Here is a 13,156-nt window from a genome sequence, read left to right on the forward strand (position 1 = left end):
CCCGGACGGCGTCCCCCGGGGTGCGTCCCCCGCATTGGGGACCGGCCCACCCCCGTACTGGGTGCCTGTGCCCCGTTGTCCCCCACCCCGGAGTGCGGTTCGCTGGACGGAGCCGTTCGAGGGTCACGTCCACGACGACACGACCACGCACGCCACCACGACTCCAGGGGAACAGAACACGATGGACACCGCAGAGCCCGACACCGGACGCCCGGGCACGAACGACCCCTCGGACGCGGCGCTCGTCCTCGACCCCACCGCGACCGTGGGCACCGTCCGGACCACGCCGGCGCACCCGGCCCGCATCCGCCGCGAACGCGCCACCCGTCTGCGTCGCCCCGCCATTTTCGTGCTGTCCTGGCTCGACCTGCCCAACGACGGCAGCGACCCCACCCTGCCCCTCGGCACGTGCCTCGTGCTGCGCACGGTCGGCCGGCCGGCGCGGGACGTGCTCGTCGACCTGCCCGGCGGCCCCGTCCGGGGTCGCGACAAGCTGCGCCCCGGGGCCCCCCTCGGCATCGCCACCCCCGTCGAGCTCGACGCTCTGGTCGCCCTCGGCACCGTCTTCGTCGAGTGGTCGGACGCTCGCGGTGTCAGCCGGACCACGTGGCTCCGCGTCCCGCCGGTCCCGGCTCGGTACCGCAGCCCCGCCGCCCACTGACCACGTCGACGCGTCCGCCCCGGACCGGGACGTCCCCGGGAGGGACGTGAGCGACGCGCCGACGCGCGCCGCCCCTCCCGGGCTCAGCGCCGGTAGGCCGCCGCCGGGTGCGTCGCGGGGAGCCGGGGTCCGCCACCGGTCAACCGCTCGCGCAGCGTCTCACCGGGCACGTACGCCTCGCGCAGTCGACCACGACGACGCAGCTCGGGCACGACCAGCTCGACGAAGTCGGTCAGCGTGTCGAACGAGTGGTATTGGCGCAGGTTGATGCCGTCGATGCCCTCGTCGTCGAGCCAGCGCTCGACGGCGTCCGCGACGACGGTCGGGGTGCCGGCGACGAAGAACGTGCCGCCCCAGGCCTCGTCGACCGAGTCGATCAGCTGCCCCACCGTGATGTCGAGCGGCAGCGCGGCGGCTCCCGGGTGGTCGAGCCGCCCCTCGGCCTCGAGCGCCTCGCGCACGGTCCGGTCGCGGGGGTGCGCCGGGGCGTCGAAGGGGATGCTGCGGTGGATCAGCTTGCCCTGCTCGCTGGCGAACGAGCGGTAGAGCGCCAGCTTCTCGGCCACGACCTCGTCGGTCTCGCCCGTGATGACGCCGGCCTGCACGATGAACGACACGTCGTCGGCGGAACGTCCGGCCGCGACCGCCGCCTCGCGCGTGGCCGCGCCGACCGCCCGGACGGCGGGGCCGCCGGTGAAGACGACCTCGGCGTTGCGGGCCGCCTGCTCGACGCCCTTCGGCGACGCCGTCGCGAGGAAGAGCACGGGCGTGCGCTGCGGCGACGGCTCGCTGAGGTGCGGGCCGGCGACGCGGAAGTGCTCGCCGACGTGGTCGATCGCGTGCACCTTGGCGGGGTCGGTGTAGACGCCGGAGCCGGGCTCGAGCCCGTCGGCGGTGGGGTCGGCGACGACGGCGTCGTCCTCCCACGAGCCCTCCCACAGCTTGTACAGCACGTCGAGGTACTCGGCGGCGCGGGCGTAGCGCTCGGCCTTCGGCATCTCGGTGTCGAGGCCGAAGTTGCGGGCGGCGTTCGGCAGGTACGACGTCACGACGTTCCAGCCGACGCGCCCCTTCGTGAGGTGGTCGAGGGTCGACATCCGCCGCGCGAACGCGAAGGGCGGCTCGTAGCTCGTCGAGAAGGTGATGCCGAAGCCGAGGTGCTCGGTCACCGCGGCCATGGCCGGCACGACCATCATCGGGTCGTTGTTGGGCGCCTGGATGCCCTCGAGCAGGGCCGGTGCCGGGCTGTCACCGAACACGTCGTAGGCACCGAGCACGTCGGCGATGAAGATCGCGTCGAAGCCGCCACGCTCGGCCAGGCGGGCCAGCTCGAGCCAGTACGCCAGGTCTTTGTACTCGCTGCGGTGGTTGTGCGGCAGTCGCCAGAGACCGTGCGTGATGTGCCCGACGCAGTTCATCTCGAAGAGGTTGAGGATCAGCTTCTTCTTCGGGGCGGGGGTCCCGGCGTCGACGGCGGCGGCGGGGACGGTGGCGGACGGCTCGGGCGCGGGGGTGTCTGCGGTGCTCACGCGTCCTACTGTGCCGCACCGCGCCTCCTCGTCCACCGGGCGGTGACGCCGTGTCGCCCGAGGGGAGAACCGGGCGGCACCGCGGCGCGGGGGGTCAGCGCTCGCGGATCGTGGTCGTCACGTCGACGAGGCTGGGATCGGCGGGCGCCGAGCCGAAGCCGAACCGCACGGGCGGGTCGAGCGGGGCCAACGCCCCGAGGGCGCGACCGTCGAGACGGGCGTCGACCGCGACGATGCGCCGGGCCAGCGTCACGCCGTAGTACTCGCGACGACCTCCACCGGCCGTGCCCGCCGTGCGGGCACCCCGGACGATCAGTCGGGCCACCGGGTCGATCAGCGTGAGCCAGCCGGGGCGGGTCGCGAACGCCCGGGGCACGAGCCTCAGCAGCCAGCCGAGCGCGGACACGGGCCCGATCTCGAGCGACAGGTCGAGGACGTCGCCGCCCGCGTCGTCGGGGCCGGCCGAGACCCGGAGCGTCCGGTCGACGCCGCGCCACGACACGGGCTGCACGCGCACCTCGTCGAACGTGTAGGTCGACGAGACGTAGTCGGCCACGGCCTGCGACGGCGCCAGCAACGTGCGGTGGCCGTCCGCACCCTCGACCATCACGTCGACGAAGCGGCCGAGCGGCGAACGGTCCCACAACCCGACGACGACGCGCGTGCCGGACTCCGTGCCGAAGCCGGCGATGCGTCCGTGGAACCGCTGGTCGGGGGTCGCTCTGCTCATCGCTCGACCGTACGCCGACGGTGCTGCACGCACCGCGCCCCCGGGGTCCGTCGCTCCCCCGCTCGTCGCGGGCCGAGGCGGCCCCGGAGGCGCGGGTCGTCGGTTCGGGAGGCGCTACTCGGCCACGCGGTCCGAGACGGTCTCGAGGGCGGCGAGCTCGTCGGCGCTGAGGGCCACGCTCGCGCTGGCCAGCAACGCGGGCAGCTGCTCGAGGGTGCGGGCGCTGGCGATCGGGGCGACGACGCGGGGCTGCGCCTGCAGCCAGGCGAGGGCGATCGTGGCGATCTCGACCTGGTGGGCGCTCGCGATGTCGCGCAGGGCGGCCACGACGTCGAGCCCCTCGTCGCTGAAGTAGCCCTCGACGTTGCCGCTGCGGGCCCCGGCGATGTCGTCACGGCTCTGGTACTTGCCGGTGAGGAAGCCCGCGGCGAGCGAGAAGTAGGGCGTCACGCCGAGCTGGTTCAGGGCGGCCAGCGGAGCCAGGTCGCGCTCGTAGGACTTGCGGGTCACGAGGTTGTAGTGCGGCTGCAGGGCGACCGGGGCCGCGAATCCCTCGCGGCGCGCGATCTCGACCCACTCGGTGATGCGCTCGGGCGACATGTTCGAGATGCCGACGTGCCGCACCTTGCCGGCCTTCTGCAGCGCGTCGAAGGCGCCGAGGGTCTCGGCGAGGTCGTCGCCGGTGTCGAAGTGCGCCCAGTACAGGTCGATGTGGTCGGTCTGCAGGCGGGTCAACGAGGCGTCGGCCGCGGCGGCGACGTTGGCGGCGCCGAGCCCGGGGAACTCGGGGTGCTGGCTGACCTTGGTGCCGAGCACGATCTGGTCGCGACGCGAGGCACCACCCTGGGCGAGCCAGGTGCCGATGACCGTCTCGGACTCACCGCCCGAGTTGCCGTCGGCCCAGGCCGAGTAGACGTCGGCCGTGTCGACGAAGTTGCCGCCGCCGGCGACGAAGGCGTCGAGCACCGAGTGCGACTCGGCCTCGTCGCTGGTCCAGCCGAAGGTGTTGCCGCCGAGGGCGAGGGGGAAGACGTCGAGGTCGGATGTTCCGATGAGGGGCATGCGGGGGTTCCTTTCGCGAACGTCGCGTCGGGTCGGCGCGGCGACTACCCAGGTCTAACGCGTGCGGCGCGGGTTCGTTCCCAGGTCCGCGGCGTTGCCGCGTGCGCGGCGTTCCCGGCCGCGCGCTGCTCCCAGGTCCGCGGCGTTCCCGTGTGCGCGCTCAGTACCCCTGCTCGACGTCGACGACGCCCTCGGGGTCGCCGCCCTCGGCGAGCGCGCGGATGTTCGCCTCGACGCGGGCCTGGAACAGCGGCTCGGTCATGTCGTTCGTGTTCGCCTGGTGCGGGGTGACGAGCGCACGGGGCTCGGCCCACAAGGGGTGACCGTCGGGCAGCGGCTCGGGGTCGACCACGTCGAGGCCCGCGGCTCCGATCCGCCCCTCGGCGAGTGCCGTCACGAGCGCGTCCGTGTCGACGAGCGGGCCGCGGGCGATGTTGACGAGCACGGCCGTGTCCTTCATGGCGGCGAACTCGGCGGCACCGAGCAGGCTGCGAGTGCCGTCGGTGAGGGCCGCGGCGACCACGACGACGTCGCTCGTCGGCAGGACCTCCGCCAGGCGGTCGACCGTGATCGTCCGGGCGGCACCCGGCACGGCCTCGTCGGTGCGGCGCACCATCGTCACCTCGACGTCGAACGGCTGCAGCAGCCGCAGCAGCTCGGTGCCGATGCCGCCGGCCCCGACGATGGTGACGGACGCTCCGTTCAGCGAGATGCCGCGCTGCTCGCGCTCCCACGAGGAGGCGCGGGCCCTGATCTGCAGGGAGCGCAGCGTCGCCAGCGTCAGCGCCAGGGCGTGCTCGGCCACGGGTGCGCTGTACGCGCCCTTGGCACTGGTGAAGACCAGGCCGTCGCGGGCGGTGGCCTGCATGGTCTCGACGTAGGCGTCGACCCCGGCGCTCGGCAGCTGGACGACGCGGACGCGGGGGTGCTCCTCGATCGCCGCGCGCAGGGCGTCCTGGTCGACGCGGCCACCGAGGACGATCATGTCGGTCTCGTCGCCGAGCTCGACCAGGCGGGCGTCGGTCGCGTCCACCGCCCTCGTCGCGGGGGCGACGCCCCAGGCGTCACCGGACGACGCCTCGGAGTCGGCGGTGGCGGAGGCGGAGGGCAGGACGGTGACGGCGACGGTGCTCATCGCTCCACCGTATCGATCCGGTCACGAAAGCGACTCAGGCTCGTGTCTGCGTCGAGCCGGTGGCAGAGTGACGCCGTCTGCAGGTCGCGAAACCCGATCGTGGACGCGGGAGGCACGGGTCAACGGCGACACGCGCCTCCTTCCCCTCACCCCGACCCGTCGCTCCCGTCGCTCCCGTCGCTCCCGTCGCTCCCGTCGCACGACGGTCGACGGTCGCGGCCCCCGGGGGTACGCTGTCCCACGGCCCAGGCGGGCCCACGGCCCCACCGGGCCCGGCGGCAGCACGACGGAAGGCAGGTGAGCGGCGATGGCTGGTGACAGTACTGGCGCCCCGCGGCATCGCTCCGTGATCGCGCCGTCCGCCCCGCTCGTCTGAGCACCGGGCCCGACCGACCACGAGCGAGGCCCACGGGCACCGACGTCTCCTGTCGACGCACGTCGTCGACGACCCGACACCCCGGTGTCGTCTCGTCGCCCGTGTGCGTCGCCCCGGCCCCCACCGCACACCCGTCGTCCGTACGGCTGTCGTGACCACCACCGGTACGACATCGTCCCTCGACGGACGGTCGTCGCACCCCGAACGGCAGGAGCGCAGACCATGGCACTCATCGACAACGGCATCTACGTCGCGGGACACCGCACCGACAGCCCGGCGAACCTCGACGAGACGTTCGAGCTGCTGCACGAACACCAGGGCATGGCCTGGATCGGGCTGTACCGCGCCGACCCCGACGAGGTGCGCTCGATCGCGCAGGAGTTCGAGCTGCACCCGCTCGCCGTGGAGGACGCACTCAAGGGCCACCAGCGCGCGAAGCTCGAGCGCTTCGGCGAGACCCTGTTCGTCGTGCTGCGCTCGGCCCGCTACCTGGACGCCGAGGAGACGGTCGAGTTCGGCGAGGTGCACGTGTTCGTCGGTCCGGGCTTCGTCATCACGATCCGGCACGCCGAGAACCCCGACCTGGGTCGGGTGCGGCGCCGCCTCGAGTCGAACCCCGAACTGCTCGCCCTCGGACCCGAGGCCGTCCTCTACGCCGTGCTCGACCAGGTGGTCGACGGCTACGGCCCGGTCGTCGCCGGCATCGAGAAGGACATCGACGAGATCGAGGACGAACTCTTCGGCGGCGACCCCGAGGTCTCACGGCGCATCTACGAACTGCTGCGCGAGGTGATCAGCTTCCAGCGCGCGACGAGCCCGCTGCGCGGGATGCTCGAGAACCTGCTGCGCGGGTCGGACAAGTACGGCGTCGACGTCGAGTTGCAGCGCTCGCTGCGCGACGTGCTCGACCACGTGCTGCGCATCGGCGAGCGCGCCGACACGTTCCGCGCCCTGCTCGAGAACGCGCTGACCGTGCACTCGACGCTCGTCACCCAGGCGCAGAACGACGAGATGCGGCGCCTGTCCGAGGCCGGGCTCGCCCAGAACGAGGAGACCCGGCGCCTGTCGGAGGTCGGCCTGCAGCAGAACGACGAGGTCAAGAAGATCTCGGGCTGGGCTGCCATCCTGTTCGCCCCGACCCTGGTCGGCGGCGTCTACGGCATGAACTTCGACCACATGCCCGAGCTGCACTGGCAGTTCGGCTACCCCATGGCGGTCGCCGCCATGGTCGCGGTCGGCGCGAGCATCTGGGGCGTCTTCAAGTGGAAGAAGTGGCTCTGACGCCGTCGCACCGGTGACGCCGTCGGGCCGGTGACGCCGTCGAGCCGGTGACGCAGCGAACGCAGGAGGCGCGGGTCGGGTGACCCGCGCCTCCTGCGTCCACGAGGCGGTGCGGTGCTGCGGTCGGGGCCTAGGCCTCGAGCGCGGCGTCGAGCGTGATCTCGACGCCGGTGAGGGCCTTCGAGACGGGGCACGTCTCCTTGGCGTTCTGGGCGGCCTCGAGGAAGCCGGCCTCGTCGATGCCGGAGACCTCGCCGCGGACGGTGAGGGCGATGCCGGTGAGCTTGAAGCCGCCGGCCGAGTCCGGGCCGAGCGAGACGTCGGCCTTGACGTCGAGCGCCTCGACGGTGCCGCCGGCCTGGCCGAGGACGGCCGAGAACTGCATGGCGTAGCAGGCCGAGTGGGCCGCGGCGAGCAGCTCTTCGGGGCTGGTGGAGCCGTTGGCGTCGTCGGCGGCACGCTTGGGGAACGAGACGTCGTAGGTGCCGAGCTTCGAGCTCGAGAGCTCGACCTGGCCTTCGCCGGTCTCGAGGCTGCCGTTCCAGGCGGTGCGTGAGGTGCGAGTGGGCATGTGGTGCCTTCTTTCGTGGAGGGGGCCGACGTCGGGGTCGGCCCGGGGTGGGGTGTTCGGGGGTGTTCTGGTCGGTCGGTGAGGCGGGTCAGAGGTGCTGGTCGGTGAGGGCGGCCGTGTTCGCCCGGACGGCGGCGGCGAGCGCGGCGATGTCGGCTCGCAGCGTCTGCAGGTCGGTCAGCTCGAGACCGGTGGCGCCGCAGATCTGGTCGGCGAAGCCGGCGGCCTGCTCGCGGAGCGCGACCCCGGCGTCGGTCAGGGCGACGTCGACGGTGCGCTCGTCGGCGGCCGAGCGCGTGCGCGTGACCAGGCCGTGGGCCTCGAGCCGCTTGAGCAGGGGCGACAACGTGCCCGACTCGAGCTGCAGCTGGTGGCCGAGCTCGGAGACGGTCGTCGGGCCGCCCTGCCAGAGGACCAGCAGCACGAGGTACTGCGGGTAGGTGAGGCCGAGCGGGGCGAGCAGGTCGCGGTAGCGCGCCGTGACGGCACGCGAGGCGTTGTAGAGCGCGAAGCAGATCTGCTCGTCGAGCACGGGCGCCGGGCCCGGGGTCGTCGTGTCGGCTGCTGTCGTCATGTCGGCGACTGTAGCACGTCGCGCGCGATTTGGTTGTGCACAATCGAATGGCATCCTGCGTGACGCGGAACGGGCGGCGACGAACCCGCCTCAGTCGACGTCGAACCCGCCTCGGTCGACGTCGGCCCGGCGTTCCCGGAAGGCGATCATGTTGACGCGGTTGCCGCAGCGGACGCTGCAGAACCGCTTCGACCCGTTACGTGACAGGTCGACGAAGACCCCGTCGCAGTCCTCGGCGGCACAGGCCCGCAGCCGGCCGGTCTCGTCGGTGCGGATGACGTCGACCAGCGCCAGGGCCGACTCGACGCGGATGCGGTCGGCCAGGGGCGCGTCGTCGCTCGTCGCGTGCAGGTGCCAGTCGAGGGCGTCGTGTCGCACGAGCCGGGGCGACGAGACGCTGTCGGCCAGCATGCGGTTGACCTCGGCGGCGAGCAGGTCGCGCTCGAGCGTCCAGATGCGTCGCAGTTCGGCCCGGACGCCCTGCACCGAGGCCAGTTCGGCGTCGTCCCGGTCGAAGCGGCCCGAGAAGGCGAACGAGTCGAGCAGGGCCGTCAGCTCGGCACGGGTCGAGAGCTCGTCGCCACCGGACCGACTCGCGCCGGCACCCGTGTTGACCAGGGCGACGTTGAACTCGAGGACGTCTTCGGTGTCAGGGGCGAAATGCAAGTTGACTCCTTGTCAAGGACGGTTCTACGCTCGCCACAGAGACGGCGCGTCAGCACCCATTGTGCACGACGGCCCTGACGCAAGGAGTCCTCGTGAGCACCGGTGCGACCACGACCACGATCGCGACGACGCCCCTCGCCGCGGGGCGCCCCGCCTCGACCACCGCCGGCCTGCTCGTCGCCCTGCTGGCCGCCGCCTCGTTCGGCTTCTCGGGCCCGTTCGTCAAGCCGTTGCTCGAGTCGGGCTGGAGTCCCGTGGCCGCCGTCACGGTCCGCGCCCTGATCGGCGGGGTCGTGCTCGCCCCCGTCGCCCTCTTCGCCCTCCGTGGCTGCCTGGGTCCGATCTGGCGGGCCCGGTGGCGCGTGCTCGGCATGGCGGTGGTCGGCGTCGCCGGCACCCAGGTCTTCTACTTCGCCGCGGTGGTGCGCATCCCGGTGGGCACCGCGATCCTGGTCGAGTACCTCGCTCCGCTGCTGCTCGTCGGCGTGGCCTGGGCGACCTCGCGACGCGTCCCGCAGGCCGTCGTGCTCGTGGGCTCCGTGATCGCCTTCGCGGGCCTCCTGCTGGTCGTCGCCCCGAGCGGAGGCGTGGCCCTCGACCCCGTCGGGCTCGCCCTGGCGGGGGCGGCGATGGTCTGCTGCGCCGCCTACTTCGTGCTCGCCGCCCGGCCGAGCGGCGACCTGCCCCCGGTCGCCCTGGCGGCGTCGGGCCTGCTCGTCGGCGCCGGGCTGCTGGGACTGCTGGGACTGACCGGCCTCGTGCCGTTCACGACCTCCGCGGCCGACGTGCCCCTGTTCGACGCGATCGTGCCGTGGTGGGTGCCGATGCTCGTGGTCGGCGTCGTCGCCACCGCGGTCGCGTACGCCACGAGCATCACGGCGAGCAGCATGCTCGGCTCCCGCCTGGCGTCGTTCGTCGGCCTGCTCGAGGTGGCGGCCGCCGCGCTCTACGCCTGGCTGCTGCTCGGCGAGGCCTTGACCCCGCTGCAACTCGGCGGCGGCCTGCTGATCGTGGTCGGCATCGGCTTCGTCCGGGCCGAACGCACCCGCGAGGCCGCGGTCGTGGCCGACGCCGTGGCCGAGACGCCCCTCGGCGACGCGGTGGCCGAGCCGCCCGTCGTCGACACGACCCGCGCCTCCTGACCCTCTCGACCCGACCTGACCCGCGCCTCCGGGGCCGGGCATAGGGTCGGGGGGTGACTCCGACGACGCTGCCGCGCAGCACGCCCTCCGCCCAGAACGTCGACGCGGCGGGCATCGCCGCGTTCGTCGACGCCCTCGAGACCACGGCCGGCGTCGAGCCGCACAGCATCATGCTGCTGCGCCACGGACAGGTCGTCGCCGAGGGCTGGTGGGCTCCGTACTCGGCCGACCGCGCCCACCTGCTCTACTCGCTGAGCAAGAGCTTCACGTCGTCGGCCGTCGGGTTCGCCGTGGCCGAGGGCCTGATGGGGCTCGACGACACCGTGCTCGGCCACTTCCCCGAACTCGACGACGAGGTCACCGACCCGCGCAGCCGCTCGATGCTCGTGCGCCACGTGCTCGCGATGGCCAGCGGGCACCGCGCCGAGACCCTCGACCGTGCGCTCGCCGTCGACCCGGTCGACGTCGTCCGGGGCTTCCTGCTCACGCCGCCCGACGACGAGCCCGGCACCGTCTTCGCCTACAACCAGCCCTGCACCTTCGCCGCCGGCGCGATCGTGCAGCGCGTCACGGGCCAGCCGCTGAGCGAGTACCTGCGACCACGCCTGCTCGACCCGCTCGGCATCGGCGAGGTCGGGTGGCAGCGCGACGCGTCCGGCCGCGAGCTCGGCTTCAGCGGACTGCACGCCACCACCCACGCGATCGCCGCCCTCGGCCAGCTGTACCTGCAGCAGGGCGAGTGGGACGGCGTGCAGCTGCTGCCGCGCGAGTGGGTCGCCGAGGCCACGCGCTCGCACGTCTCGAACGCGGGCGAGTCGAACCCCGACTGGGCGCAGGGCTACGGGTTCCAGTTCTGGATGGCCCGCCACGGCTACCGCGGCGACGGCGCCTACGGACAGTTCGCCGTCGTGTTGCCCGAACACGACGTCGTGCTCGCCCTGACCGGCCAGTCGCTCGACATGCAGGCCGTGCTCGACGCGGCGTGGGCGCACCTGCTGCCCGCCTTCGGGACGGACGCGGCGCGCGTCGGCGACGCCCCGGCCGACGCCGCCCTGGCGTCCCGCCTCGCCGACCTGGCACTGCCCGGGGTGGCCGGTCCCACCGAGCACGACGCCGCACCCGTCCGGCCGGCGGACGAGGAGGCGCGGGACGGTGAGCAGGACTCCCCCGGCACCGACCGGCTCGTGTCGTTCACCGCGGCCGACGGCAACGACCAGCCCGACCTCACCCTGGTCGACCTGCACGCCGCGACCGACGCCGCGACGACGCTCACCCTCGTCGAGGGCGACTCCCGCCTCGTGGTCCGGGTCGAGGCCGAGGACTGGGTCGTCACCGACGGCTCGGTCGGCGCGGCCGGCTCAGGCGCCGGCTCCGCCGCGCCGGTCGCCGCGAGTGCCACCCGGTCGGCCGACCTGCTGCACGTCGACCTCGTCTTCCTCGAGACGCCGCACCGCCTGCACCTCACGCTCGACGAGTCGGACGGGACCTTCACGGCCTTGTGGGAGACCCAGCCGCTCCACGCACCCGCGCTGGCGCAGCTGCGCATGCCGCGCGACTGACGCGACCCGCGCCTCGCACTACGCCAGCTGCGCCGTCGCCCCCGGTGGGTACCGTCGCTGGGTCGGCGCAGGACTCAGCCGAGGACGCCCGTGTGCTCGAGCACGATGTTCACGCCGATGAGGATGAGGATCACGCCACCGGCGATCTCGGCCGGCTTGCCGAACCTCGCACCCACCCGGCGCCCCACGAGCACGCCGACGAAGGTCAGGACGGTGGTGGTCACACCGATCAGCAGGATCGCCCAGCCGATCGAGACCGGCAGGAACGCCAGGGTCACCCCGACCGCGAGGGCGTCGATGCTCGTGGCGATCGCGAGCACGGCGAGTTCGCGGAGGTTCAGCCGGTCGGTGTCCTTCTCGTCGTCCTCGCCCGACGAGAACGCCTCGTAGAGCATCTTGCCGCCGATCAGGGCGAGCAGTCCGAAGGCGACCCAGTGGTCGAACGGCGCGATGTACTGCGCGAACGTCGAGCCGAGCAGCCAGCCCAGCAGCGGCATCAGCGCCTGGAACGCGCCGAACGTCACGGCGATGACGACGGCATGACGAGCGTTGAACCGCGTCATGTGCAGGCCCTTGCCGAGGGCGACGGCGAAGGCGTCGGCGGACACGCCCAGCGCGATGAGGAAGAGGGCCCAGAACGACATGGGGGCAGCGCCTTTCGAGACGGTCGGGTGGAGACACCGCTGTCTCGGAACCTGACGATCCTGCCATGCTCGACGCGCCTCCTCGGCCGGAAAAGCCCTGATCAGAGGTATTCGGCGCGCCGAATCCGTGGTGTCGGCGAACCGTCGCGCGGGGCGTCGCGCGCCGAACGCCTCCCCCGGCCGACGGTCAGGAGGCGCGGCGCGGCTCAGGCGGGGACGAGCACGTCGCGGGGCAGCACGGCGTGCACGCCCCAGGTGCGGTTGGCGACCTGGGTGACGCGCAGGTCGACGACCGTGCTGGCGAAGGCCAGCGCCGTGGCGGCGTCGAGCGAGTAGAGCTGACGCATCCACTCGACCATCGCGGCGAGTGCGTCGCCGCTGGCGACGTTGAGGTCGGCGTCGAAGCCGAAGGTGATGCGCGCCTCGGGGGTCTCGGCGTGGATCGTCGAGAGCGGGCGGTCCGTGGCGAGGCCGACCCGCGCCTCCGTCGTCATGCCGGTCTCGATCGCGGTGCCACCGACCTCGCCGTCGCCCTGGGCCGCGTGCCCGTCGCCGAGGTAGAGCAGGGCGTCGTCGACCGCCACCGGCAACCAGAGGGTCGTGCCCGCGACGAGGTCACGGCAGTCGATGTTGCCGCCCACGGAGGTGCGGGGCGGGATGGTCGAGTGCTCTCCGGCCTCGGCGGGGGCGAGTCCCATGACGCCGAGGAAGGGCGCGATCGGTCGACGCAGGCCCCGGCTCTCGGTGGCCGTGCCGGCGTCGCGGTCGATGCTCCAGAGCAGCCAGGCGGCCTCGGCGTCGACCAGGCCGAGGTGGCGGGTGATCGGGGTGTCGGCGGCCGCGGCGACCGTGAAGCCCCAGTCGTCGGGGGTGAGCGCGAGCAGGTCGAGCTGGAGCATGTCGCCCGGCCGTGCCCCGCGGACGGCGATCGGACCGGTCAGGGCGTGACCCCGCCGCGTCGGGAACAGGTACGGGGTGACCTCGCCGGGCACGGTCTGCGGCTCGAGGTGGCCCGAGGCGTCGAGCGAGCGCACGACGACCGTGTCACCGGGGTCGATCGTCAGCACGGGGGCGTGGTCGCGCGAGAAGACCTCGTGGGCGGTGTCGGTGCGGGGGTCGAGGCGGTGGGTCGTCATCGTCCGAGCGTAGGCCGCGACGCCGACACCGACGCCCCACCGGACGTGCCGCGCCCAGGGGCCGTCGGTACGATGGAGCCCTGTTCCGCC

At 73.2% G+C, this 13,156-nt stretch carries 13 protein-coding genes; 4 read left to right on the forward strand and 9 right to left on the reverse strand.

The window, feature by feature from the left end; translation table 11 throughout:
• The first annotated feature begins 181 nt into the window (after window positions 1–181).
• The gene (locus ASL10_RS09925; RefSeq protein ID WP_056046743.1) at window positions 182–661 is read left to right on the forward strand and encodes a hypothetical protein; all 480 of its coding nucleotides are present in this window, start codon (window positions 182–184) and stop codon (window positions 659–661) included.
• An 83-nt stretch (window positions 662–744) separates the two neighbouring features.
• On the opposite strand, the gene ASL10_RS09930 is transcribed toward ASL10_RS09925, so the two are convergent.
• The 4 genes from ASL10_RS09930 to ASL10_RS09945 form a co-directional block, all read right to left on the reverse strand.
• Window positions 745–2,190 (reverse strand): NtaA/DmoA family FMN-dependent monooxygenase, encoded by a 1,446-nt coding sequence (locus ASL10_RS09930; RefSeq protein ID WP_324289753.1) that lies wholly within the window; start codon window positions 2,188–2,190, stop codon window positions 745–747.
• A 94-nt stretch (window positions 2,191–2,284) separates the two neighbouring features.
• Window positions 2,285–2,920, reverse strand: coding sequence for a hypothetical protein (locus ASL10_RS09935; protein ID WP_056046745.1), 636 nt, complete (start codon window positions 2,918–2,920; stop codon window positions 2,285–2,287).
• Window positions 2,921–3,034: 114 nt separating this feature from the next.
• Window positions 3,035–3,982: an aldo/keto reductase gene (locus tag ASL10_RS09940; protein ID WP_056046747.1), complete on the reverse strand. Its 948-nt coding sequence runs from the start codon at window positions 3,980–3,982 to the stop codon at window positions 3,035–3,037.
• 160 nt (window positions 3,983–4,142) lie between these two features.
• The gene (locus tag ASL10_RS09945; protein ID WP_056046749.1) at window positions 4,143–5,117 is read right to left on the reverse strand and encodes a D-isomer specific 2-hydroxyacid dehydrogenase family protein; all 975 of its coding nucleotides are present in this window, start codon (window positions 5,115–5,117) and stop codon (window positions 4,143–4,145) included.
• A 598-nt stretch (window positions 5,118–5,715) separates the two neighbouring features.
• Between ASL10_RS09945 and ASL10_RS09950 the strand changes: the two genes are divergently transcribed.
• Window positions 5,716–6,774 carry a magnesium and cobalt transport protein CorA gene (locus ASL10_RS09950; protein ID WP_056046751.1) on the forward strand — a complete coding sequence of 353 codons (1,059 nt, stop codon included), beginning with the start codon at window positions 5,716–5,718 and terminating at the stop codon, window positions 6,772–6,774.
• A gap of 130 nt (window positions 6,775–6,904) precedes the next feature.
• Here ASL10_RS09950 and ASL10_RS09955 read toward each other — a convergent pair whose 3' ends face one another.
• From ASL10_RS09955 to ASL10_RS09965, 3 genes are all read right to left on the reverse strand, one after another.
• Window positions 6,905–7,345: an OsmC family peroxiredoxin gene (locus ASL10_RS09955; RefSeq protein ID WP_056046752.1), complete on the reverse strand. Its 441-nt coding sequence runs from the start codon at window positions 7,343–7,345 to the stop codon at window positions 6,905–6,907.
• A gap of 88 nt (window positions 7,346–7,433) precedes the next feature.
• A complete protein-coding gene (locus tag ASL10_RS09960; protein ID WP_056046754.1) occupies window positions 7,434–7,919 on the reverse strand; it encodes a MarR family winged helix-turn-helix transcriptional regulator in 486 nt (161 codons plus the stop codon).
• Window positions 7,920–8,009: 90 nt separating this feature from the next.
• Window positions 8,010–8,585: a CGNR zinc finger domain-containing protein gene (locus tag ASL10_RS09965; RefSeq protein ID WP_082460336.1), complete on the reverse strand. Its 576-nt coding sequence runs from the start codon at window positions 8,583–8,585 to the stop codon at window positions 8,010–8,012.
• 92 nt (window positions 8,586–8,677) lie between these two features.
• On the opposite strand from ASL10_RS09965, the gene ASL10_RS09970 reads away from it, so the two are divergent.
• Together ASL10_RS09970 and ASL10_RS09975 are read left to right on the forward strand one after the other, a co-directional pair.
• A complete protein-coding gene (locus ASL10_RS09970; protein ID WP_324289754.1) occupies window positions 8,678–9,727 on the forward strand; it encodes a DMT family transporter in 1,050 nt (349 codons plus the stop codon).
• Window positions 9,728–9,780: 53 nt separating this feature from the next.
• Window positions 9,781–11,286, forward strand: a complete 1,506-nt coding sequence (locus ASL10_RS09975; RefSeq protein WP_056046757.1) for a serine hydrolase — start codon at window positions 9,781–9,783, stop codon at window positions 11,284–11,286.
• A gap of 74 nt (window positions 11,287–11,360) precedes the next feature.
• On the opposite strand, the gene ASL10_RS09980 is transcribed toward ASL10_RS09975, so the two are convergent.
• Window positions 11,361–11,930 carry a manganese efflux pump MntP family protein gene (locus ASL10_RS09980; protein ID WP_056046758.1) on the reverse strand — a complete coding sequence of 190 codons (570 nt, stop codon included), beginning with the start codon at window positions 11,928–11,930 and terminating at the stop codon, window positions 11,361–11,363.
• Window positions 11,931–12,136: 206 nt separating this feature from the next.
• Window positions 12,137–13,066 (reverse strand): acetamidase/formamidase family protein, encoded by a 930-nt coding sequence (locus tag ASL10_RS09985; protein ID WP_056047845.1) that lies wholly within the window; start codon window positions 13,064–13,066, stop codon window positions 12,137–12,139.
• Window positions 13,067–13,156 lie beyond the last annotated feature (90 nt).

Source organism: Frigoribacterium sp. Leaf8 (assembly GCF_001421165.1).
Taxonomy (GTDB): Bacteria; Actinomycetota; Actinomycetes; order Actinomycetales; family Microbacteriaceae; genus Frigoribacterium.

Bases quoted from the DNA above. Each gene is read 5' to 3' on its own strand.
- ASL10_RS09925 (WP_056046743.1), top strand. From the start codon at position 182: ATGGACACCGCAGAGCCCGACACCGGACGCCCGGGCACGAACGACCCC.
- ASL10_RS09935 (WP_056046745.1), bottom strand. From the start codon at position 2,920: ATGAGCAGAGCGACCCCCGACCAGCGGTTCCACGGACGCATCGCCGGC.
- ASL10_RS09940 (WP_056046747.1), bottom strand. From the start codon at position 3,982: ATGCCCCTCATCGGAACATCCGACCTCGACGTCTTCCCCCTCGCCCTC.
- ASL10_RS09945 (WP_056046749.1), bottom strand. From the start codon at position 5,117: ATGAGCACCGTCGCCGTCACCGTCCTGCCCTCCGCCTCCGCCACCGCC.
- ASL10_RS09950 (WP_056046751.1), top strand. From the start codon at position 5,716: ATGGCACTCATCGACAACGGCATCTACGTCGCGGGACACCGCACCGAC.
- ASL10_RS09955 (WP_056046752.1), bottom strand. From the start codon at position 7,345: ATGCCCACTCGCACCTCACGCACCGCCTGGAACGGCAGCCTCGAGACC.
- ASL10_RS09960 (WP_056046754.1), bottom strand. From the start codon at position 7,919: ATGACGACAGCAGCCGACACGACGACCCCGGGCCCGGCGCCCGTGCTC.
- ASL10_RS09980 (WP_056046758.1), bottom strand. From the start codon at position 11,930: ATGTCGTTCTGGGCCCTCTTCCTCATCGCGCTGGGCGTGTCCGCCGAC.
- ASL10_RS09985 (WP_056047845.1), bottom strand. From the start codon at position 13,066: ATGACGACCCACCGCCTCGACCCCCGCACCGACACCGCCCACGAGGTC.